The 21,653-nt window shown below is 48.4% G+C and carries 21 protein-coding genes and 2 tRNA genes; 11 read left to right on the top strand and 12 right to left on the bottom strand.

The window, feature by feature from the left end; all coding sequences use genetic code 11:
• The first annotated feature begins 17 nt into the window (after window positions 1-17).
• From QGG23_05825 to QGG23_05805, 5 genes are all read left to right on the top strand, one after another.
• Entirely contained in the window at window positions 18-1,730 is a 1,713-nt protein-coding gene (locus tag QGG23_05825) for a hydantoinase B/oxoprolinase family protein (GenBank protein ID MDP6048943.1), read from the top strand.
• Between the two features lie 236 nt (window positions 1,731-1,966).
• Window positions 1,967-3,256 carry an MFS transporter gene (locus QGG23_05820; protein ID MDP6048942.1) on the top strand — a complete coding sequence of 430 codons (1,290 nt, stop codon included), beginning with the start codon at window positions 1,967-1,969 and terminating at the stop codon, window positions 3,254-3,256.
• Between the two features lie 211 nt (window positions 3,257-3,467).
• A complete protein-coding gene (locus QGG23_05815; protein MDP6048941.1) occupies window positions 3,468-4,199 on the top strand; it encodes an ERCC4 domain-containing protein in 732 nt (243 codons plus the stop codon).
• A 51-nt stretch (window positions 4,200-4,250) separates the two neighbouring features.
• Window positions 4,251-4,326, top strand: a tRNA-Arg gene (locus QGG23_05810).
• A gap of 173 nt (window positions 4,327-4,499) precedes the next feature.
• A complete protein-coding gene (locus tag QGG23_05805; protein ID MDP6048940.1) occupies window positions 4,500-5,486 on the top strand; it encodes a D-cysteine desulfhydrase family protein in 987 nt (328 codons plus the stop codon).
• A gap of 273 nt (window positions 5,487-5,759) precedes the next feature.
• Here the strand turns inward: QGG23_05805 and QGG23_05800 are convergent, their stop codons facing one another.
• Complete coding sequence (locus tag QGG23_05800) at window positions 5,760-6,023, bottom strand: TIGR04076 family protein (GenBank protein MDP6048939.1); 264 nt, start codon at window positions 6,021-6,023, stop codon at window positions 5,760-5,762.
• Window positions 6,024-6,283: 260 nt separating this feature from the next.
• Between QGG23_05800 and QGG23_05795 the strand changes: the two genes are divergently transcribed.
• Window positions 6,284-6,508, top strand: coding sequence for a hypothetical protein (locus QGG23_05795; protein ID MDP6048938.1), 225 nt, complete (start codon window positions 6,284-6,286; stop codon window positions 6,506-6,508).
• A gap of 124 nt (window positions 6,509-6,632) precedes the next feature.
• Window positions 6,633-7,700, top strand: coding sequence for an inositol-3-phosphate synthase (locus QGG23_05790; protein MDP6048937.1), 1,068 nt, complete (start codon window positions 6,633-6,635; stop codon window positions 7,698-7,700).
• A gap of 38 nt (window positions 7,701-7,738) precedes the next feature.
• Here the strand turns inward: QGG23_05790 and QGG23_05785 are convergent, their stop codons facing one another.
• The 6 genes from QGG23_05785 to QGG23_05760 all read right to left on the bottom strand — a co-directional run bounded on the left by QGG23_05785 (window position 7,739) and on the right by QGG23_05760 (window position 13,709).
• On the bottom strand, window positions 7,739-8,014 hold the full coding sequence (locus QGG23_05785; GenBank protein MDP6048936.1) for a Gar1/Naf1 family protein: 276 nt from the start codon (window positions 8,012-8,014) through the stop codon (window positions 7,739-7,741).
• A 42-nt stretch (window positions 8,015-8,056) separates the two neighbouring features.
• Window positions 8,057-8,347 (bottom strand): signal recognition particle subunit SRP19/SEC65 family protein, encoded by a 291-nt coding sequence (locus tag QGG23_05780; GenBank protein ID MDP6048935.1) that lies wholly within the window; start codon window positions 8,345-8,347, stop codon window positions 8,057-8,059.
• A 27-nt stretch (window positions 8,348-8,374) separates the two neighbouring features.
• The gene (locus tag QGG23_05775) at window positions 8,375-8,761 is read right to left on the bottom strand and encodes a 30S ribosomal protein S8e (protein MDP6048934.1); all 387 of its coding nucleotides are present in this window, start codon (window positions 8,759-8,761) and stop codon (window positions 8,375-8,377) included.
• Window positions 8,762-8,874: 113 nt separating this feature from the next.
• On the bottom strand, window positions 8,875-9,513 hold the full coding sequence (locus QGG23_05770; GenBank protein ID MDP6048933.1) for an SMC-Scp complex subunit ScpB: 639 nt from the start codon (window positions 9,511-9,513) through the stop codon (window positions 8,875-8,877).
• Window positions 9,485-10,159, bottom strand: coding sequence for a hypothetical protein (locus QGG23_05765; GenBank protein MDP6048932.1), 675 nt, complete (start codon window positions 10,157-10,159; stop codon window positions 9,485-9,487). Before QGG23_05765 ends, QGG23_05770 begins: the two co-directional genes overlap by 29 nt.
• A 1-nt stretch (window position 10,160) precedes the next feature.
• Window positions 10,161-13,709 carry a chromosome segregation SMC family protein gene (locus QGG23_05760; GenBank protein MDP6048931.1) on the bottom strand — a complete coding sequence of 1,183 codons (3,549 nt, stop codon included), beginning with the start codon at window positions 13,707-13,709 and terminating at the stop codon, window positions 10,161-10,163.
• A gap of 273 nt (window positions 13,710-13,982) precedes the next feature.
• Here QGG23_05760 and QGG23_05755 point away from each other — a divergent pair, with 273 nt between their 5' ends.
• On the top strand, window positions 13,983-15,047 hold the full coding sequence (locus QGG23_05755) for a Xaa-Pro peptidase family protein (GenBank protein MDP6048930.1): 1,065 nt from the start codon (window positions 13,983-13,985) through the stop codon (window positions 15,045-15,047).
• 4 nt (window positions 15,048-15,051) lie between these two features.
• Here the strand turns inward: QGG23_05755 and uppS are convergent, their stop codons facing one another.
• Genes uppS through QGG23_05740 form a run of 3 tightly spaced genes read right to left on the bottom strand, consistent with a single transcriptional unit; the run spans window position 15,052 to window position 18,007 of the window.
• A complete protein-coding gene (gene uppS / locus QGG23_05750; GenBank protein MDP6048929.1) occupies window positions 15,052-15,834 on the bottom strand; it encodes a polyprenyl diphosphate synthase in 783 nt (260 codons plus the stop codon).
• A 54-nt stretch (window positions 15,835-15,888) separates the two neighbouring features.
• On the bottom strand, window positions 15,889-17,037 hold the full coding sequence (locus tag QGG23_05745) for a DUF373 family protein (GenBank protein ID MDP6048928.1): 1,149 nt from the start codon (window positions 17,035-17,037) through the stop codon (window positions 15,889-15,891).
• Between the two features lie 43 nt (window positions 17,038-17,080).
• Window positions 17,081-18,007 carry a transcription initiation factor IIB gene (locus QGG23_05740; GenBank protein ID MDP6048927.1) on the bottom strand — a complete coding sequence of 309 codons (927 nt, stop codon included), beginning with the start codon at window positions 18,005-18,007 and terminating at the stop codon, window positions 17,081-17,083.
• Between the two features lie 290 nt (window positions 18,008-18,297).
• On the opposite strand from QGG23_05740, the gene QGG23_05735 reads away from it, so the two are divergent.
• The gene (locus QGG23_05735) at window positions 18,298-19,398 is read left to right on the top strand and encodes a nucleotidyltransferase domain-containing protein (protein MDP6048926.1); all 1,101 of its coding nucleotides are present in this window, start codon (window positions 18,298-18,300) and stop codon (window positions 19,396-19,398) included.
• Window positions 19,399-19,449: 51 nt separating this feature from the next.
• Window positions 19,450-19,525, top strand: a tRNA-Gln gene (locus QGG23_05730).
• Between the two features lie 25 nt (window positions 19,526-19,550).
• On the opposite strand, the gene QGG23_05725 is transcribed toward QGG23_05730, so the two are convergent.
• Window positions 19,551-19,724 carry a hypothetical protein gene (locus tag QGG23_05725; protein MDP6048925.1) on the bottom strand — a complete coding sequence of 58 codons (174 nt, stop codon included), beginning with the start codon at window positions 19,722-19,724 and terminating at the stop codon, window positions 19,551-19,553.
• 46 nt (window positions 19,725-19,770) lie between these two features.
• Window positions 19,771-20,727 carry an ornithine cyclodeaminase family protein gene (locus QGG23_05720; GenBank protein MDP6048924.1) on the bottom strand — a complete coding sequence of 319 codons (957 nt, stop codon included), beginning with the start codon at window positions 20,725-20,727 and terminating at the stop codon, window positions 19,771-19,773.
• Window positions 20,728-21,136: 409 nt separating this feature from the next.
• On the opposite strand from QGG23_05720, the gene QGG23_05715 reads away from it, so the two are divergent.
• Window positions 21,137-21,556: a ferritin family protein gene (locus QGG23_05715; GenBank protein ID MDP6048923.1), complete on the top strand. Its 420-nt coding sequence runs from the start codon at window positions 21,137-21,139 to the stop codon at window positions 21,554-21,556.
• Window positions 21,557-21,653 lie beyond the last annotated feature (97 nt).

The following is a 21,653-nucleotide window of genomic DNA, read 5'->3' as shown; positions in this document are numbered from 1 at the left end:
TCCTCGATGCAACAACAGTGGAGGTCATCAAGGGCGCCCTTATTTACGCCGCCGAGGAGATGGGGATCGCACTAAAAAAGTCAGCTTACTCTCCTAACATAAAGGAGAGGATGGATCACAGCTGCGCCCTCTTCGACCACCAGCGCCGCCTAGTCGCTCAGGCTGAGCATATCCCTGTACACCTAGGCTCCATGGCGATAGCGGTCCGAGAGGGGCTTCGCCTATACAAAAACGAGTTGGGACCAGGGGACATGCTTCTTTTCAATGACCCCTATATTAGTGGTACCCACCTCCCTGACCTTACCTTAATAGCCCCAATATTCTACGATGGTGAGCTTATCGGCTATGCAGCTAACAAGGCCCACCATACAGACGTAGGCGGGAGGGCTCCTGGGAGCATCGCGGGGGACTCTACAGAGCTCTATCAGGAAGGTCTCATTATTCCACCGGTGAAGTTCGTTCGAAGCGGTGCCATCGACACGGAACTCTCATGGCTCTTCAGGAGCAACGTAAGAACTCCCGAGATCCAGATGGGGGATTTGAGGGCCCAGATAGCTGCAAATAACACTGGAAAACTACGGGTGGGCGCGCTCATCCAAGAGTACGGGGTAGAGGTGCTCCACGAGGCGATGGGAGCCGTGATGGATTACTCCGAGCGTCGAATGCGGGCCAGTATCCAGACTATCCCCGATGGGACATATGAAGCGGAGGATTGTCTCGAGGACTCGGGGACAGCAAACGATCCCCTATTTATCCATGTCAAAATCATAGTTGAGGGCGATTCTGTTGAGTTTAACTTTGAGGGTACTTCACCCCAGGTTGCAGGGCCTGTTAACGCCCCACTAGGAGTCACTCTCGCCGGCGTCTTTTTTACCTTGATCTCAGTGACTGACCCGACCATCCCTGTGAATGAAGGATGTTTCAGGCCTCTAACATTGAACATTCCGGAGGGGTGTTTTCTCAATCCTCGGAGGCCAGCCCCGGTAGCAGGGGGTAACGTAGAGACAAGTCAGAGGAACGTGGATGCCCTCATGGGGGCTTTAGCCAAGGCCCTTCCTGGGAGAGTGCCCGCAGCTAGCCAGGGGACTATGAACAATGTCTCCGTGGGCGGATTACGGAGGGATGGGTCTCCTTGGACGTTCTATGAAACCATTGCCGGGGGAAACGGGGGCCGACCCGGCTCAGATGGGGTGGATGGGGTTCATGTCAATATGACCAACACCATGAACACCCCAATTGAGGCCCTAGAGGCTGATCTCCCTCTCAGATTCGAGGCCTACAGGTTCCGCCCAGATACCGGGGGACCTGGTAGATGGAGAGGAGGCTGCGGTATCGAGAGGATTTGGACTCTGCAGTCGGAGTGCGCTACCCTCTCAATCCTCGGGGAGAGGAACAAGATTCCACCATGGGGTCTCTATGGAGGGGGACCTGGGGCCCTTGGAGAGTATATTCTCTTTAAGCGGGATGGAACTAAGCGGAAGCTCCCCTCGAAGTGCACAGTGCCCATTGAGGAGGGGGACACCTTATTGATCAGAACCCCGGGAGGTGGAGGGTACGGGGACCCTTATGCGAGACTCCCCGCCCTAATACAAGAGGACGTCCTTAATGGCCTCTGCACCGTCGAATCCGCAGAGAGAGAATACGGTGTGGCCATCGAGCCAGACTCATTGACTGTGGATGTTGAGGCCACAGAGGCCCTCAGGAAGCGCCGCATCATCGGTATAGACTGATCTAGTTCAAAGTTCCGTCGCGCGCTTCTACGGGTCTCTCTGACCACCAAATATCCCTCCTAAGTAGCCATCAGGTCACCAAGAGCCACAGAAACATCCCTTAGGTACCCCATAGTATCCGCTAGAGCCTCTTACCCATCAAGATCGCTTTGTAGCCCCAAAACGCGTGTGATATACTCTAATCTTGACTGACGTAGTTATCTTTTTATTTATGATTTATCCCGAGAATCCTATCAATGAGCAACAAAACCAGGGGTCGCTTCTCCCTCCCCTTTAGGCCGCCTTTCTTTTACGGATGGGTCATAGTTGTGGTCTCCTCCCTTACCATTTTCTTTTCGGGACCAGGTCAGACCTACAGCGTCTCTACATTCATCGACTCCTATATCAGGGAATTTGGCTGGAGCCGGTTTACGATCTCCACTATGTACTCTACAGGGACTCTAACTGCTGGCCTTTTGATGGGGTTAGTGGGTAACTTGCTCGACCGCCGGGGTCACCGAGTTGCAACAACATCCATTGCACTTGTTTTCGGTTTGGCCTGCTTGGGTATGAGTATCGTAAATAGTTCCTTTACAATGTTAGTCGGGTTTTTTTTGATACGACTCTTGGGTCAAGGATCCATGAGCCTAAGCAGTAGCACCCTTGTCCCCCAGTGGTTCATTCGGAAAAAGGGGCGAGCTCTCAGTATTGTTGCAATAGGAGGTGCTGCAGGGTCTGCGCTCATCCCGCCTTTAAATATTTACATCATCGAACATTTTGGATGGAAGACCGGATGGCGAATCTGGGCCGTTCTACTATGGCTCGTAATGGCACCTGTTGCCTATCTCCTGACCAGGGATAAACCAGAAGATGTAGGACTCGCCCCTGACGGCGAGACATTGTCCCCATTAGTAAATGAACCTAATAATTCACCCTTGGGGGAGAGCTGGACAGTTAGGGAGGCTATGGGCACTAGGACTTTCTGGCTCCTCCTTTTCTGCAATATCATCCCCTCTGCGATTAACACAGGTCTCATTTTCCATCAGATCTCAATCATGGACCAAATTGGAGTCTCTGCCCAATCAGCCGCAGTAGTTTTGAGCCTCATGGCCTTCATCCGACTTCCCGTAGTGCTTGTTGCAGGCCGGATCGCTGACAAAGTGCCCGCTAGATTCGTTCAAATAGGCTCCATGGCCGGGCTCTTTGTCACACTTGTCATCCTATATATGACGGATTCATTCCAGATGGCAGGGATTTATGGCATCATAACAGGGATAACAATGGCCTTTCAGATAATGGTGAGTGGAGTGATCTGGCCTGACTATTATGGACGCCATCACTTAGGAAGTATCAGAGGGATGACAATGATGGCAGGAGTGATTGGATCAGCACTAGGCCCCCTCCCCTTTGGATATGCATACGATATCTTTGGAGGTTATACTGAGGCTTTAACGATCTCCATGATCTTCCCAATCCTTGGAATGATTGCAGCTTTTCTGGCTAAACCGCCACGAAAAACAAAGATCAAGCCTCCAACCATACCTTAATCGTTTACATAACTCACGTGTTATGATTGTTCTGGAGGAGATGAATGATATATCCGATGGTACCATGGAATATCCCAATATGTCCGCGTTGGGTGTTGCCGTGGAGTATTTTTTTTGGCTCGAGTTAGACGAGAATTGTGGATCTGTTTTCTTTGTTTAATGGAGAGGGAGGGGGGTCGAACGTAGAGGACCGGATTTATGGTGACTGGTTTTGAGTGAAAGTCTACAGATAAGTGTGGATAGCAATGAGGCTACGGGACGTCGGGACATTGTGAATTATCTCCGACTAGCTGGTTTCAAGGTAGACGTGCAGAAGCTAGATGTTTGCGACTACGTGGTTTCTGACAGGTGTGGCGTGGAAAGGAAGGACGTGTCCGATTTTCTAGGGAGCATGAGGGATGGGAGACTATTTAGTCAGGCAGGAGATATGGCCCGTGTGTACGAAAAACCGATCTTGATATTAGAGGGAAAGCTATCCCGGGCTTTCGGCAGGAGTCGTATGAGGCCTGCGTCAGTATATGGGGCGTTGTCAAGTCTTGCGCTGGATTATGGGTTATCTGTGATCCCTACGGATAGTCCTGATGGCACGGCGGTGCTACTACATCGGTTAGCGTATCGGGAGCAGGTTAAAAAGGAGAGGACTGTGCAACTTCGGAGCGTGCGGAGAGACCTGCCTCCGAGTCAGCAGCAGGTGTTCCTCCTGTCGGGGCTGCCTCAAGTTGGAACGACCCTTGCGGGGGAACTGTTGGCCCAATTTGACACGCCTTTCAAGGTGATTAAGGAGTTCGCGTCGGCAGAGGTGCATGTTTCTGCTTCGGGTAAGACAAGGAGGCTGCTGGGATCATTGGCTGAGGTACGGGGTGTGGGTCCAGTGATCGTGGAGAGGGCTCAGGGGGTTCTGAATCGCTCTCATCGGGAGCTCTGTGAGCTAGATGAGGGTTGATGAGTTCTACAGAAATCCTTTAATCGTGTGTCCTCTGTCGTGTTTTCACGAGGGCTCGTAGCAGAGTGGATAATGCACCGGCCTCCGGAGCCGGAGATCATGGGTTCGAATCCCATCGAGCCCGCCAATCCTTGGGTTTATTTCAGATACTGTTTTGCGCGCAAAATAAAACCAGATCTCCTCTGTACCAAACTCGCACGCTAGATGCAATTATACTTAAAGTGAAGTGAAGAAAAGAGTATTGGCGTGAAGTGACGTGAATAAAAATACAAAGCGGTCACGTTTGGGAGCCTTTATGAAATGAGAATCAATGACCTACCCAGAGTAAAACTAGCAGTCTTACCAACACCATTGGAGCCTTTGAAAAATTTATCAAAAGAACTCGGTGGGCCACAAATATACATTAAAAGAGATGATATGACCGGACTTGCGACGGGCGGTAACAAGACGAGAATCCTTGAGTTTATCCTGGGAGACGCGTTAAATCTCGGAGCGGATATAATCGTTACAGGAGCCAATCCTCAGTCAAATTTCTTAAGACAAACTACTGCAGCTACCCGGAAACTCGGCATTGATCTCCTTTTAGTGATCAGCGATAAAAAGCCTCAGGAAATTAACGGCAATCTGTTACTCACAACGATTATGGGAGCCGAGATCCGCTTCGTCGGCGGGCATGAAGATGATTTGGAACCAAAAATGGAGGAAATTGCTCAAGAGTTGAGAGAATTGGGGCATACCCCCTTTATCATTCACAGATTTGGTTCAGTTCCAAAAGGTGCTACTGCATACGTCAACGCGTTCAATGAGTTAGAGAGCCAAATAAAGCAGCGGGGTCTAGAAATCAACAAGGTCCTAGTCTCAAGTGCAGCAGGTACGTATGGTGGTCTGTGTCTAGGCTCGATAGCAGCTAATTCAGATATCGAGGTCATGGGAATAGCTATCAGTGAACGGAAAGATAACTGGGAACAGAACCTTACGGATCTAATCAACGGAACAGCGAATCATCTAGGATTGAATATCGAATTCAGACCAGACGACATCAACGTTAAAATTGATTACATTGGAAACGGATATGCTATTCCTACTGAGGGCATGATTAAGGCGATTAAGCTTGTTGCAAAGACAGAAGGAGTGCTTTTAGATCCTATCTATACAGGTAAAGGCATGGCTGGATTAATTGACTTGATAAAAAAGGAGGTCTTCACTGAGGACGACAAAGTTGTCTTCTGGCATACCGGGGGAGTGCCTTCGCTTTTTCCACCTCAATTCAGACAATTATTTACCTGAAATAATTGTTATATCTAATTTTCTTTCAGGACAACAGGTTTATTTCCACACTCTTTTTCACCTTAATCACTGTCTATCTATAATTGGCTGAGATCAATTTACCTATCCCGCTGCAGCGCGCGAGAACTAGGGAGAGAAGGACGACCCCTCCCCCCCCTCAGAAGTTCCATTAATTAGATGTATCAATACAGAAAAAATAGCACTAGACTTTGATTATCTTTCTCTTTCATACCATAGATTTGGTGGTTGATCGGATCAAGAAAAAAAGGGCCCCTACTCTGATGCTTCACGGGATATCTTGAAGACTACAGGGCGCTTATAATCGGGGCAGCAGGCAGAGTGGGAGTTGGGCGTTTCGAAGTATTCGTAGGATCCTCCCGATTCCAATATTCTCAGATAAGGGTAGATAGAGTTGAGTGCAGCCGGGCAGAGTTTTCCTATATCCTCAGGATAGTTAAACGTCTCACCAATCTTGTGATCCAACGGGCACCACCCTTCCTCAAGAATATCCGTTATCTCTACAGACACTTTTGCCATTGTTCGTAATTCCTTCCGGTTTCAAATAGCCTTCTAGGATATTTATAGCTTGAGCAGGCGTGTGCTTTATTGAGAAAAAATATCCTTATTAAACTTAAAATAAACGACCGTATTGTCCCTCTTTGGAAAAATGAACAAACCACGTGTGACTAGGTTGATTCAAAACTGATTATCAGAAAAATTACCGTTTTTTGGTCTTTTCATTCAATCACAAATATTAATTTATTTACCTAGCACCATGTATCTTAGGTGAATTAACGTTGTCTGTTGCCAAGCCGAAAAAAGTGTCTACTGCCAAACTGAAGAAACAGATACTTGTGCATATCCATGATACGCCTATGAGTTTGATCGAGGTAGCTCAAGTAATGGAGGTGGAGGAAAAGCGTGTTTTTAAGCTCCTCCGGTCTCTTTTCAAAAAAGAAAAGATAAAAATGGTTCGGGATGATGAAGGAATCAGAAAATACATAAAAAACGACATTGTTTGAATCAGATTGCTCTCCCCCCTAGTCTTCGATTGAAGTGATTCCAGAGCGGAAACGATTTCTTTTCGAAGGGACACTTTAATAACAGAAATGAGTACTTAACTGAAAGTTCAACGAAGGCATCACTTTGGGGAAGATCCGGGTCGCAATAGCGGGACTAGGGAGCTGCGCCTCCGCACTAATACAGGGGGTCGAGTATTACCGGCACCAGAAAGAGGGGGAGATCCCAGGCCTCATGCACATCGACTTTGGTGGCTACTTTATCGATGACATAGAGTTCGTTGCCGCTTTTGATGTCAACAGCAAAAAAATTGGTATGGACATCTCGGAGGCCATCTTCGCGGAGCCAAACCTTTGCGCAAAGTTCGTCAAGGTCCCTACGATAGGGAGGAAGGTCCAGCCGGGCCCGGTCTCAGATGGAGTGGCCCCACACATGAGGGAGGCCTTCTTCGTTGAGGACCACGAGCCAGTTGACATTGTAGAGGCTCTCAGGGAATCTGAGGCAGATATGCTCATCAACTATCTTCCGGTAGGTAGCGCCGAGGCCACTCAGTTCTACGCCCGAGCGGCTCTTAAAGCCGGTTGTGCATTCATTAATTGCATTCCCGCGTTCATTGCCTCTGTTCCTGAGTGGGCCAAGAGCTTCATAAATGCCGGCCTCCCCGTCGCAGGGGATGATATTAAGAGCCAGATCGGGGCCACTATTCTCCACAGGGCTATTGCGGAATTATTTTCTGATCGAGGGGTTCACGTAGACTCCACCTACCAGCTCAATATCGGTGGGAACACCGATTTCCTCAATATGACTGTGGAGAATAGGCTTCACACGAAGCGGGTTAGCAAAACCGAGGCTGTTACGAGCATGATACCCTACGAGGTCCCCACTCGTATCGGTCCCAGTGACTTTGTTCCTTTTCTTAAGGATCACAAGATTTGCTACATCAAGGTAGACGGTAAAGGCTTCGGAGATCTTCCCATCACACTCAACCTTAAGCTTGTGGTAAATGATTCACCTAACAGCGGTGGCGTTGTCATTGATGTCGTACGAGCTGTGAAACTTGCCCTCGACAGGGGCATATCCGGTCCTCTTACAAGCATCTCCTCCTACGCCTTCAAGCATCCCCCGTTCCAGATTAGTGACAACGTCGCAAAAAATCTGGTGGAAGACTTTATCCAGGGGAAGATCAAACGTTAACTAGGATGTAACACACTTTCTACCCGTTATAGGATACCCTAGGTTCTACTTTTTCCTCTGCCCGAGTACAACTCTGCGCCAATTAGGTGTTCAGGTTTTTTGATCCTCGTCCTAACTGAGGCATATGGTTTATTCACAGGGCCAAAGACATCAAAGACAACGCCAACCCGCTTACCCTTATAATCAAAAACCGTCTCCCCGATCTTGGCGTTCCGGCTTGATTCGAGGATAAGGTTCCCACTGCTTCGAGAGATGTGACTCACCGTTCCGACCTGACTGCCTTTCTTTATAGATCCTCCTTTACGTGTAACCAATTTTTTAACACTTCATTATCGTTTATCCTGGGGCGAATTGATTTATCTTTTGGATCGGTTTGAGCGTATCCGCGACGCGATCTCAGTTGTGGTGAGTGTTTTCGACTTAGCCTTATTGACAATGACGGATCCTGTCCGATCCCATGGCTTTTTTGTGTAGGCTGAACTAGGTTTCAATTCCGGGTTCAACTCAAGTTCCTCAGCCGCTCTATAGAGCTCACCAATACTGACGCTCCGGATAGCCTGTGCCTTGGGCACTCTTCGGCCTTCCCCTCTAGTATTATTAGACTCGAAATAAGCTGGCCAGAATACTAGTCTGCGTTTTTTCCTCACCGGGGCCTCATCTCATGAGGGATGTTACTACTCCTCTTTTATGACGATTGCATTGAAAACGCCGTGCTGCCCTGGTCTTGAGACTATTTTTGCGAGGCCTTCATCAGTACGCACGATGGCTCCTTTGGTGATAACTCCTCGCCTGTTGTAGTCAATGTTTGCAGGGTTCTCCACGACGTCACGGATCTCAAGTCTCTCGGTTGTCCCTGTTGATGGGTCGGAGACGTTGACAACATTGTCAGAGAATAGCTTCACCTTGAGGAGGCGACTCTTCCCAGACTCCACCCTCCTAATGGTATTTCCCAGTTCAGATTGCAATGGAGCGCTACCCGCGTCCCTAAGCCTCTTGGATCTATAGGCTCTCTTCTTTCCGCCCGTCTTTTTTCGCTTTGTTATCCCACTCTGCCAAGCCATCTATTTTTCCTCAGTGTAAAAAGCTCTGCTCTTTCTTTAGACTTAGACCTAGGGAGGATATAAAAATGTGTGGAATATTCTTGTGTTCTCCTCAGGGGCGTTCTCCACAGTTTTTAGGGGAGCTTATCCATGGGCTCTGCGATGGTGCTCCCGTCGAAAGCCAGATTGAGGGTCTTTCGCCCAGCGCTCTCCCCATTTCCGTTATCCAGTCTGTGGATTTTTATCTGATTGAATATTCTTCTGAGTTGTATTTTCGTATTCATGGGATCCGTGCCAAAACCGAAATAGTCAGCGAAGAACGGGGTTGTTTTGATCACATAGGCTCTGTTCTCGTTTCTCTCTCTGGAGATTAGCCCCATGTCCGCCATCCTCTTAAGGTGAGAGTAGACGTGGTTTCCTCTGTCCGCCACAACCTGACCCTGGAGTACAGGTTGATTATAGGCAACGTAGGACAGGGTCTTAAGGGGACCGATTGAGAGAAGTGGCCTTTTTGTAAATCTCTTCACCGAATGATCAAACCTCTGTTTGAGCCTCATGACGGCTCTGTTTCCTGGCAGGATCATGACCTCTAAAGCACTCCTCCGAGCCTCGTATCGAAGAGAGAGTTCTCGGATTAAACCTGCGATCACCTTATCCGATTTCGTTCTGGCGATTACTTTCATGTTCTTAAGTTCAACCGGACGCCCTGCAGCATAAAGAGCCGCCTCAAGCATCGCCAAGCGTTTATTGTTCTGGATATTGCTGATCATCATTCATCTCTCTGACTTTAATCCGGATGTCGGTCTCTTGTTCGTCCTGAAAGAGATCCACCTTGAGACTCTGGGCCAAAAACAGTAGCATCATGAATATTCGGACCTTCTCTATAGGACTCAAGTTTTCTATGAGTTCCCTGATGCTGAAAGGCCCTCCATCCCTCTCCAAAAGGCTCTCGTAGAGTCCCTCCGATCGTTCCCCCACCTCAAGGAGATACTGTTCCACATCTAGAAAGTCTGGTATCTGAACCGGGAGCACGGGAACCCGTGGGAGAGATGACCTCCTATCCTCCGTGAGCGCACTCTCTAAGGCAGTAATAAGATCTGTGACGCTAGTATTCGTAAACTCGAATCGGAAGGGGAGATTTAGGGCTGGAGGGACATAGATGTCGGGTCTCACAATCTGGGGCTTCCGAGGCTCCTCTAACTTGAGGAGAAGCTCAGCCTTTTTTTGGTAGATTATTACCGAGGAGTTGATAGCTGTCCCGGCGATTCTAAAATCAATGCCGACCTTGTGCATCTCCTCTAAAAGGGTAGTGAGGATATGCACCAGATCTATGCTCCAAGGGCTTGTCTTCCCCAGCTTTTTGACCTTAAAGAGTATCTCCCAGGGATCTTGGAGGTAGTATGGCTTCTTCTTCGGCACTTTACACCGGTACCTCCACCTTCATCGGTAGCGATACTACTCGGCTCCGCCCATTCTGCGCGAAGACCCCGTAGATCTTATTGGCGTTGTGGACCATCACATCTTTGAGGCTTACCATAAGGAATTGGGACTCCATTGCGTTCTCCTTTAGGACATCAGCTAGTCTTGCTGTGTTCAAGTCGTCAAGATGAGCGTCGATTTCATCAAAAAGGTAGAAAGGAGCCTTCAGGAATCTCTGGATAGCGAGGAGGTATGCTATTGCGGCCACCGATCTTTCTCCACCACTCGCCCCCGCAGCGAGTCTCATAGGCTTCCCAGGAAACTGGACGTAAAGGTCAACACCCTCAGAAAATGGGCTTTCTGGGTTCTGGAGCTCAAGGCGTCCGTCTCCTCCACCTGTTAGCTTCTCGAAAAGAACTGAGAAGTTTTCGCAGATATCGTTGTATGCCGCCATGAATTGCTCAGTCTTTTCCCTTTCCACCTTTTCAACGAATCTCAAGATAGAGCCTTTCTCTTCCTCGAGCTCGTTGATCCTGACGCTGAGCATTTTGTAATTGTATGCGTCCTCTTCATAGGCTTGGATCGCGAGTTGATTCACCATTCCAATTTCACGTTTCTCTTGCTCAATCCTTCGGAGAGTCCTCTCCACCAGGGCGAGATTCATCCCGTTAGTTTGGAGCCTAACTTCAAAGCCAAGCCGTGACAGATCTTCGAAGCGCTGTCCGCTTTGGAGTCTGAGCCTCTCAAGCTCCACCTCGAAGGACCCTGTCCTTCTCTCGATATTCACCCTCCTCTGGTCGAGCCTCTCAATGTTTCGTTCGATTCCAGAAACGGCTCTCCTGTGCTGCTCAAGAATCTTCCCCGTTTCTTCCACATCGGAGGTTATGCCGTTTAGAACCTCCTGGAGCTCCTCGATCTCAGTTCTTCCCTCAGAGATTCTCGTAGAGCCCCCTTTCATATGTTCTTCAATGACCTTGATTTCTCCTTTCATGCCATTGATCTGGTCCTGGATTTCTGTGGTCTTTAGGTCGAGAAATCCGTCAATATGGTTTTTCTGAATTGAGATCTGGGTTTGAAGCAAGGACCTCTTTTTCCCGAGTTCAGTGGTATCCCTTACCAAGATGTCATAAGACCTCTCAAGCTGGATAACCTCGGAGGGATTACCCAGACCCCGGAGTTGAATGATCTCTTTTTTTGCTCTGTCTATTTCATGTACAGTTCTGGCCTTCCGCTTTTCAAGGACGGTAACAAGGCCTAGCTCCTTTGCTTTTCCCTCGACAAGCTTGGTAATATTCCCATTAATGGTGACGACGTTTCGCTTGTATCTCTCGATCGTCTCTAGAGTTTCCCTAACCTGCAAATCGATGCCATCGATGACGTTGTTAAAGTGATTAATATATTCAGTGAACTCCCTGAGGCTTCCACCAGACTTTTTTAGATCAGTCATTTTTGATGAAAGGCTTTTCCTTAATGCCTTGATCGTTGTGGAGAGATCATGAACGGACTCTTCGCTGGGGATAAGTTTGGTAAAATCGGGGGAACGCCTCCAGTGCCCTCCTAGGAGTCCTCCCTTAGGTTCAAAAAGGTCTCCGGTCAAAGTTACCACCCGATATCCTTTATTTGCTAAGGAGATTGCCGATTTCCTATCCTTAGCAACATAGGTGTCTCCCCAAACAAGGTAGACTGCTGTTCTATACTCTTCGGTGAATCTTATGAGCTCAGGCAAATATCCCTCAACACCTAATTCATGGATATTTTGAAGTGGTTCTGGTATTCTAATATTTTTCAGAGGTATGAACCGGGTCATCCCCAGTTTGTTTTTCTTGAGACTTTCAATGCATCGGAACGCAATATCAACGTCAGCAACAACCAGTGCAGTGCTCCAGCCGCTTGCTGCCGTGTTCGCCGCTTTCTGATATTTTAGGTCGATCTTCACTAAAGACCTTAGCTGCCCGTGATATCCTTTGAGAGCTCCGGCTTTAGACATCTTGATGATTCGTGCCTGGGCTTTCTCCTCAGTGACTAGGTTCTTCCAAAGATCCCTCTTAGCTGCGAACTGGGTTATTGTGTTCTCAGCTTCCTTGGCAAGCTTGTTAGCTCCCAGAATGGTGTCTCGAATTCCTTTCTGTCTCCCTACCTGACCCTCAATATTCTCGAGCATCTCCTCGAGCTTTTTAGCTTCATCGTTCTTGAGGTCTTCGTACTCCCTAATCTTTTCGCCTAAATTTGATGTTGAGATGAGAGTATCACTCTTCTTCCTCTCTAAGTTTTCGATTTTACCCTCAAGCGTAGCAAAGTTAACGTTCTGTTTATTGATCTCGATCTCGAGACCACTTAGGCTCTCTTGCATCGGTACAAGATCCTCTGTCAGCTGCTCTATTCTCCCGAGATTATACTCCGCAAGCTCCTTTTGAGTTTCGATCTCAGCGGCCTGGCTCTTGAGGTCCTCCTCTCTCTTTGAGATCCTGAGCTCAATCCGTTTAAACTTCCGTTTCAGCTCGCTGAGAATCTTTTGCTTTTCTCTCTTTTCTACTTTCGATCTATTGATCTCCTTGAGTTTCGCCTCTATGTTCTTGTGGGTGGAGAGCTTTTTAGATTCTAGTTCCTTCAGACGGTTCTCGAGGCCTTTTCTAATCGCCTTTTTCTCCACAAGTTCCGACTTCATAATTGGGAGCCTTGTGTTGCTTTTCTCGGACGCCTCGTTTGTGAAATCCTCAAGACGAGCCCTCGCTTCATCCCGCTTGGCTAATAGCTTCTCTCTCTCCCCCACGATCCGTTCGATCTCTGTATGGTTCTCGGTGATTTTCCGCTTCGTGTCCCCAATGTTGGTCTCGATCTTAGTGATCTGCTCTGAAAGTAAGTACCCCTCAAGACGCTTCTTCTCCCTCTCCAAGAGGCGGGACCTGATCGCATCGTTCCTCTCGCGCTCCAGCCCTATCACTCTACGGCGAACTTCATCCCCCTTGGCGGAGGCAACTTCGATCTTCCTCTCGGCGTCATTGAGCCTAACTTGAGCCTCGGCCTTTTTCTCATCATATTCTGTGATCCCAACGAGGTCCTCGAGGGCATTCATCCTTTCCAATGGTGTCAGGTCGCTAAGGCGGGTCGCGAATCCCTGGAGAACCATGTTATATCCCCCGGGGCTGATTCCCGCCATCATGAGGATGTCTAGGAGAGCCCGCCTCGACGTCTGCTTCCCATTGAGGAAATATTTACTCTTACCCTCCCTGTCAACTCTTCTCCCTACGCTCACCGTCTTCCTATCTACTGGAAGGGCCCTATCAGTATTATTGAAGTAAATAGTCACTTGAGCGTAATGGGGCTTTGCGCTGTCATCCCCTGCTCCGTCAAAAATCAAACCTGAAAGAACGGGGACCCTCATACGTTTAGATCCCAGCTCCCCAAATACGAATTGGACCGCATCAATGATATTGCTTTTCCCGCTGCCATTTGGCCCCGTGATAACATTGAATCCCTGCTGGAAGCTGAGCTTCAAGCTTCCACCGAATGACTTGAAATTCCTAAACACAATCCGGTTAATATACACCATTTTTACCCCTCAGACCAGGTTTTTTCTCAATCTAACGCATGTTTATATCTTAAACTAATTCTAGTGGAGACTACCCTGTGTGTATTGCATTATTTCTTTAATCAATTCAAAACCGATGTTCGCTAAATGGGGTATCCTATACGGTATTATTAAGTATTACAACGAGATTATGCTCATCATCCCCTTTGATAACCAGATCTGAAGTTTTTTGATGTTAACAAACAGCTTGAACGCCTAAATTATATACCTTTGAACACCAAATTACAAAACCAGATGAGAACCGAAAGAGTTTCGAAATCCTTAGAATCTGAGGGGTTAGATGCTTACATAGTTACGCGAGAACCAAACATATTTTACCTCACTGGCTCAAACAGTGGCGGGATTCTCATTATAGCCCCTGATACCCACCCCATCCTCCTTACCCCCCGCCTTAACCTATACTTAGCCCAAGATAGCGCCTTAGGCTGCTGTATAGAATCATATGAGAGGAAAGAAAAAGAGGTCAAGATCGTGGAGAAACTGAACCAGATTAAAACGGAAAAGATTGGCTTCGATGAACTCTCCCTTATAGAATATCAAATGATTAAAAAAAAGCTTGGAAGTGTGGTGCTAAAAGAGAATCAGGATCTCATATGGGCAATGAGGAAGGTGAAGGACTTGTCAGAGCAAAAGTTCATGAAGCGTGCTGGGGCGCTTTCAGATTTGGGTATGGAGGCGATCCAAGAGTTCCTCACTGAAGGGGTGAGGGAGCATGAAGTTGCCGCCTCTGCTGCTTCTGCGATAAGGATGGAAGGTGCAAATGATATTTCATTTCCATTCATCGTAGCTTCAGGGCCTCGATCAGCATACCCACACGCAGGTGTCTCCGGGAGGAAGATAAAGAGAGGAGATTTCGTCACTATCGACATGGGGGCCACATACAAGAAATATTGCTCCGATATCACCCGGACCTTCATCATAGGTTCCCCCTCAGAGAAGCAAAGGACCATCTACGAGAACGTCCTTGAGGCCAATACAGCGGCGTTCCCGGAGATCAAGGAAGGTGCTAGAGGGATCGATGTAGACCGAATCGCTAGAGACATCATCACAACGGCTGGACATGGGGAGGACTTTTTTCATAGTCTTGGCCACGGGGTGGGCCTAGAGGTCCATGAACCCCCCTCTCTCAGCAAAAGTAGTGGGGACACTTTGACGATAGGGAACGTTGTCTCTAATGAACCTGGGATCTATATGAATGGCTTTGGAGGTGTGAGGATCGAAGACACGGTTCTGGTGACATCCTCAGGTCCCGAGAGGCTCACAAATTTCGATTCCGATCTGGACGCGATGCGTGTCTGAGCCACTATTTTCCGTATCGTCTATGTCTGTTCTGATAGCTTCTAATAGCCCTAGCCAGATCTATCTCCCTAAAGTCAGGCCAGTAGACGTCTACGATGAAGAGCTCACTATAGGCCGCCTGCCAGATCAAAAAGTTACTGAGGCGGGCTTCCCCCGAGGTCCGGATAATAAGATCCGGGTTAGGCTGTGGAAGATGAGCAGTATAGAGGTGATTCTCGATGAGTACCTCATCTATGCTCTCTGGATTGACCTCCCCTTTCTCCACTAGAGTTGCGATCTCCCTAGTCGCATCGACAATCTCAGCTCTACCCCCATAAGCAAGGGCAAAGTTGATGTAGAATTGGTCATATTCCTTGGTTGCTTGCTCCACCTCTTCGATTATTGATCTTATTTTCTCGGGAAGGAGATTGATCCTGCCGATGGCCCGGATGTTCACCCTGTTTTTATGGATGGCCTCAGAGGAGATGAGTTCTTTGAGGTTCTCCTCGTAGATCTTCATAAGCTCGTCAACCTCCGCTTTGGACCTATTGAAGTTCTCGGTGGACAAGGCGTAAAGGGTTACGGTGTTGATGCCGATGTCGAGGCACCACTCCATGAACTTTCGTACTTTCTCAGCCCCCTCTCGGTGGCCCTTCCATTGGAGGAGTGATCTTTTCGATGCCCACCGCCTGTTTCCATCTAGAATGATGCCTATATGTTCAGGTATCCGCTCCTTATCGATTTGACTGAGGATCCATTGACGGTACATCCTATAAACGCCGATGGCAGAAAGGAAGCCTTGGAGCATAAATTATCAATCCCTCCTCATATGCCCACTTGATAAAACCATGGCGGTCAGTATTCAGGTATCACTGAAATAGAGCTTTCGGTCTGATCCGTAGATCAGGAATACCGAGATTATAGTCGACAAAACTCCAGCTAAAGCATAAAGGACTAAGGGAGAGAAGGGAGCAATGGTCTTATCAGGATCTATGAGGACTCTTGCTGACTCAAGGGCGATAAACCTGCTCCAAAAGGTGACAATTATCCCGACGACGTTTTGCCAGATTTTTGGGTCCTTCTTGATGTAGTTAGCGGCGATGCCCCCTATGAGGGCGGCCATGATCCCGATGACTATAAGATCGACAGCAACAAGCATAAAACGGCCTAAGATACTGGGTGACTGTTGAATCCACCATGCAAAGTCTTCCCACCAGAGAGGAGCGGGGCTAGGGAGATATTTCCATGCATTACTTATCCCCTTTATGCCTCCCACGAGGATGAGGATGAACCCGAAGCTCGAGGAGGCAGCTGTGATCTGGCGGTCAGGAGTAGGGAGCCGCATTTTCACAATGTTGAGTTTTTCTTCCCAGCCAAATCCTTTGATGAGCAGAACCAGGCCTATCACGAAAGTGAGTATCATGCCGGCGTTCTGGAGCTGATTGAAGATCTGGAGGACCCCAACCACAATGAGCATCACACCGGGTACTCCGAGGCTTATTTTAGAGTAATATGGATCTGTCACCATCTGTTTTAGATAGCGGAAAATTACTGCCCAGGTTTCCTCGAGGCGTTCGCTGTGCTTAACTACGATATGTTGGATCGAGTTTATCGGGATCCTGGACTGTATCAGGGGGATAACCGCCTCGTCTGAGTAACCGTCGGTTACTAGGATTATGCCGGTTGCCATGAATTCCTTCAGAATGCTCTCCAACTCCATCACTATTTTACGGTCGGCATTGATGCCTCCTAGAGCCGATCCGGATATTGTGGCGATCTGATAGTGTTCTTTTGGATACTTTTCTAGTAGGTTGTCGTAGATTCTCACGGCTCCGAACATGGCGTTGGCGTCTGCCTCTTCAGGGTCTGCTAAAGCTAGGATGCCGGCTGCCTCTAGGTTCTGAGCTCTTGACAAAATGGGGGTTTTTACGTTAGCCTTTTTTCCGATGTCGTCATCAATATCAATGCAGAGGATTAAGGTCCTCTCATGGTTGTTATTGGACTCCGACACTTTTTTTCCCAGTCCAAATTAGGTGGAGGGGCTATTTAGGTTCTTATATTATTAGATTCAATGATTCCTTGAGGCCCTTGTACCGGTTCCGGATGGTGACCTCGGTGACCCCAGCGGCGTCGGCGATCATCTTCTGAGTCCTTTTTTCGTCGTTCCTGACGCAGGCGATATAGAGGGCAGCAGCTGCTAGACCCATGGGGTCTTTCCCCGCGGTTGTCTTGAGCCTCTCAGCCTCCCGGAGTATTTTTACTGCGTCCTGTTGGGTCAATTCCCCGACGTTCACCTTGGCGGCGATTTTTGGGACCCTGAGTTGGGCCATAGGGATAGGCATCCTGATTTTGAGTTCTCTTAGGAGGAGGCGGTAGCATCGAGCAATGTCTTTCTTTTCGATAGGGCTGTGGGTTGAAAGCTCTCGGAGGGTCCGGGGGGTCTGGCTCGTCCTGCAGGCGGCGTATAGAGAGGCTGCCGCGATAGCGGAGATGGATCGACCCCTGACGAGGCCTTTGTCGAGAGCCTTTCGGTAGATTACTGCCGCCTTCTCCTTGATGGAGGGAGGTATATGGAGTTTGTCGGTGAGCCTGTCTAGCTCTGCCATGGCCTGGGCAAGGTTCCTGTCCACTGAGCTGTGGACTCTTGACCTAATCTGCCATTTCCTGAGCCTAAGCATCTGGAGCTTCGTCTTCAGCGGGATCTTTCGTCCGAAGGCGTCTCGGCCGACCCTACCGATCATGGTGGTGAGTCCTTTATCATGAACTGCGAAGGAGAGGGGTACGCCCACCCGACTCCTCGACTCTTTTTCCGTTTGGGTGAAGGCCCTCCACTCAGGGCCTTTGTTAATCACAGAGTCGGTGATGACAAGGCCACAGGCACCACAGATGATCTCTCCTGATCCACCATCATGAATAATATTGCCACCTCCACATTCGGAGCAGGCCAGCTCGCTTGTGAGTTGTGCTCTTCTTCTAGACATATAGATATCTCTCGCGTGTTAAATTATGTACTTCCATCTCAGATCCTTGTCCCTAAGGCTCAAAATGACTGGTCACTTGGAGTATTAGCCTTCCTTCCATTTATCATATTTAAGTTTATGGGTATAGTCTTGTAGTGTCCAATCTAAAAGGCCGATGATATGTAACCATGAATGAGTGAAAGACTAATGCCTTAAGTTCCGTATCTATAAATAAGCGTGTTGTGTTCTCCGGTTCCTTTAGGGGAGGAAAATATAAAAATCGTCTCTTAGGGATTATTAACTGGGTTTTGATGGAGGTTCTTCCTAGGTTAATCCAAGGATCATTCTATGGTTTAGTGGAGGATCTTAAGATGGACCCTGCGGTGCGGGCTCTGGGGCTGTTTGGGAGCTGGGTCCGGGGGGAAGGCAATATTTCAAGTGATTTTGACATTCTTGTTGTTGATGGGTCAGGTTTAGATTATGAGTATGGTAAGGTGGAGGTTAGAGGGGGATGGTTAGTGGATCTCCAGCATATACCCTTGGGATGGTTAAGAGAGCCTGTGAGTCCCCAGCTGGATTATAGGTTTCACGAGATGGTAGTTTTATACGATCCCGTGGAGGTATTGGGTGAAGCAAGGGAATTTGTTGAGAGAGTCTTTATGAGTCCAAGGCGTGTGGAGGCGAGAACGGATGGGCTGCTTGCGACCTCTGAGATGTACCTAAGTAGGGCATCATCGGCGTTGAGCAGAGGGGACTCGGAGACAACGTTCGCTTATGTAGGTGCGGGGTTGACATCCGCTGCAGTTGTGTTGATAGATATTGCAGGGGTTCCTGTGACTAGGAGCCAGTTTGTATGGAGTCTGAGGAGAGCGTGCGTCAGGTTAGATATGGAGGATGTCTACAGGAGTTACCTAATCTTGAGCAGGGTTTCCAAGGTCAGCCGTCAAGAGGCCGAGGAGATCATTAAGGGGTTTAAGACAGCATGGGATGGGGTGAGGGGGTTTATCTTGGATCATGGATGTGTGATGGATGGGCTCCACGGGAAGGTGAAACGAGACGTGGAGTATTTAATTAACCTTCCAACATTGGGGGGAATTCTTACTCGTGTTAGAGGGATGATTGCAATGGAGAACAATATGGAGGCGGTAATATATCTAAGGGGATGGATGTTGCCTCTTCTAGAGGGGTTTGCATGGGCTATTTTGGCGGTGGATGGAGAGAAGTATGATTATACATCGTTACTCAGGGTAGTGGGTGGGGGAGATGAGGTAGTGCGAGAGGGGGCGTTAGATGTGCTTGGCCTTTCCGGAGTGACAGAACGATCTGCTGCGGAAATGTTAGTTGGGGCGAGGGAGTTGGTGGGGGACTTGAGGCTGGATCGGCGGAGGTTGGTGGAGTTCTTCATAGGTTAAGGGGTGACGGGTTAGACTTATATGGGGTTCTTGTTGGTAACGATCCGGTGTAGCCCGGTCGTCTAGCGGTCAAGGATGGGGGCCTCTGGAGCCCCAGACGGGAGTTCGAATCTCTCCCGGGCTACCAGTAAATTCTCCCGGTCAACTAAACCTCACATACGCTTCCTGAACTGCTTCACTTTATCAAAGTCACATACATATTGAAAACCAAGTTCAATGAGTTTCATGGCTGCCTTAGCAGTTGAGGCGGCTTTACGTACAGACTGACCGTTATCCTCATCGAAGAGGGCTTCCTCAATCTGAACATATTTTAGACGATTCTTCAAACCCTGATGTCAAAGGAATCTTTGTACAAAAAGCAAGTCTTGTGTTTTAATGGGACTCCTTGTACTTTCTCAGCACTAGACTGGCAACTGAAGAGTCCTGGATCGCGATGCCGACACTCTTAAACACCGTCAGAGAGTCACTATTGGTTCGCCCCTCCTTTTCCCCGTTCACGACCGCCCCCAGCTCAGCGTGGATATGATCAGCGGTTATGGCCCCCTCAGAAATAGGGATGAGAAGGTCCCCCGCCTCGTCCATTATAGCCTCCATACTATCCACCACTACCTTACCTTCCACGATGGTAGCCGTGTCCAGCTCTCGGCTGTCAGGGTAAAAGCTCCCAAACGCACCCACATGGACCCGGTCCTCTAGCCAGGCCCTTTGGATTACAGGTTCTTTGGATGTGGTAGCAGTGAGAACTATATCAGCGCCCTTTACTGCCTCTTTGCTACTCCCAGCCTTGATGATATCTACTCCTAGTCTTGACACCATCTCATTAACGAACCTGTCCATGCCCTCCTTGAATATATCAAAAATCCTGATCTGATCCAGATTGAACGTCTCAGCCATAGCCCAGGCCTGAGTCATCCCTTGGGCCCCACATCCGATAACCGCTGCGACCCTACTATCCCTTGGTGCCAGATATCTGGCGGCCACACCGGATACCGCCCCGGTCCTAATGGAGGTAAGATAGGTGCCATCGAGAATTGCGCTGATTCGCCCAGTCTCGGGATCGTTAACGACGATAGAAGCCATTGTTGTGGGCAGCCCCTTTCGGGGGTTTTCAGGGTATATGGAGATTATCTTTGTAGCGAGGGCCCCTGTCTCCTCAAGATATGATGGCATCAGGGAGACGCTCCCATTGTATTTGTCCAGCATCATCGTGGATCTAGAGGGCATTATGGCTGAGCCCCTAGCATATTCTCCGAAAGCCTTCTCGACAGCCTCGATGGCTTCCCTCATGGTCAGTATCTCTGCAATCTCTTCTTCACATAAGTACAACATCGTCGTCGGAGATGAAAAGGGATCAGTTTGGATAAAAAATATGGGTATCCAAAGGCATGAAAAACTGTAATCCTGTCATGAAGACCGAATAGTAGCCCCTCTTTTGCTTGGGAGAAAAAAGCCATAATCTAGTCCTTGTTCAATCTCAGAGCCGGTGTTTGCCTACTTCCGCGCGCGAGAAGCAATCTGTTGTTATGACGCTTCAGAAAATTGCGTGACCGGGAGAAAGTGACAACACTGACGTTTATGCTAGTAGCGCGCGTTAATAATATCTACATATCGGCTGACCAAAAAATATAGACGCGCGCGAACTAAACCCTAGGACTAAATCAAGTTATTCAATTAAACAAGATAAAGGTTCAAATGTTACCATAAGAAACCACTTCTCAGAAAGGAATGAGGTAGTGAAATGACTGAACTCATAAATTTGAATAAACTGGGCGTTGCCAAGGGAACAGTAGTAGAACAGGCAGTGGAGGGAAACTTTAAGGGTGAAACAGCAGAGGTGGGTCTTTACTTTGCGATGGCTCGTCAAGCTCAAAGGGAAGGATTCCCTGAGATAGCAGAGGTTCTCAAATCAATTGCATTGGATGAAGCATGGCATGGCGCAAGATACGCGGAGCTCGCAGGAAAAATATCTGAGAGCACTAAGGAAAATCTTGAAAAAATGCTGAAAGGCGAAATTGGAGCAAACATTGGGAAAAGACAGGCGGCAGTCCAAGCTAAAAAGGCAGGGATCGATGAGGCGCATGATGTTTTTGATGAAACTTCAAAAGATGAAGCGCGACACGCTGAAGCCCTCAGGGGCCTGTTGGCAAGATATTTCTAGTCTTAGAGATAACATAACCTTCGACCCTTTTTTTAAATAATTTCTCTAGTCGTACCTGCGATTTTTCATGCTACGCTGGGTTATAACACTCAGAGCA

It is taken from the genome of Candidatus Bathyarchaeota archaeon (assembly GCA_030739585.1).
Classification (GTDB): Archaea; Thermoproteota; Bathyarchaeia; order TCS64; family TCS64.
The sequence above is the reverse complement of the archived record's forward strand: the minus strand, read 5'-3'. Positions and strand labels throughout refer to the sequence as shown.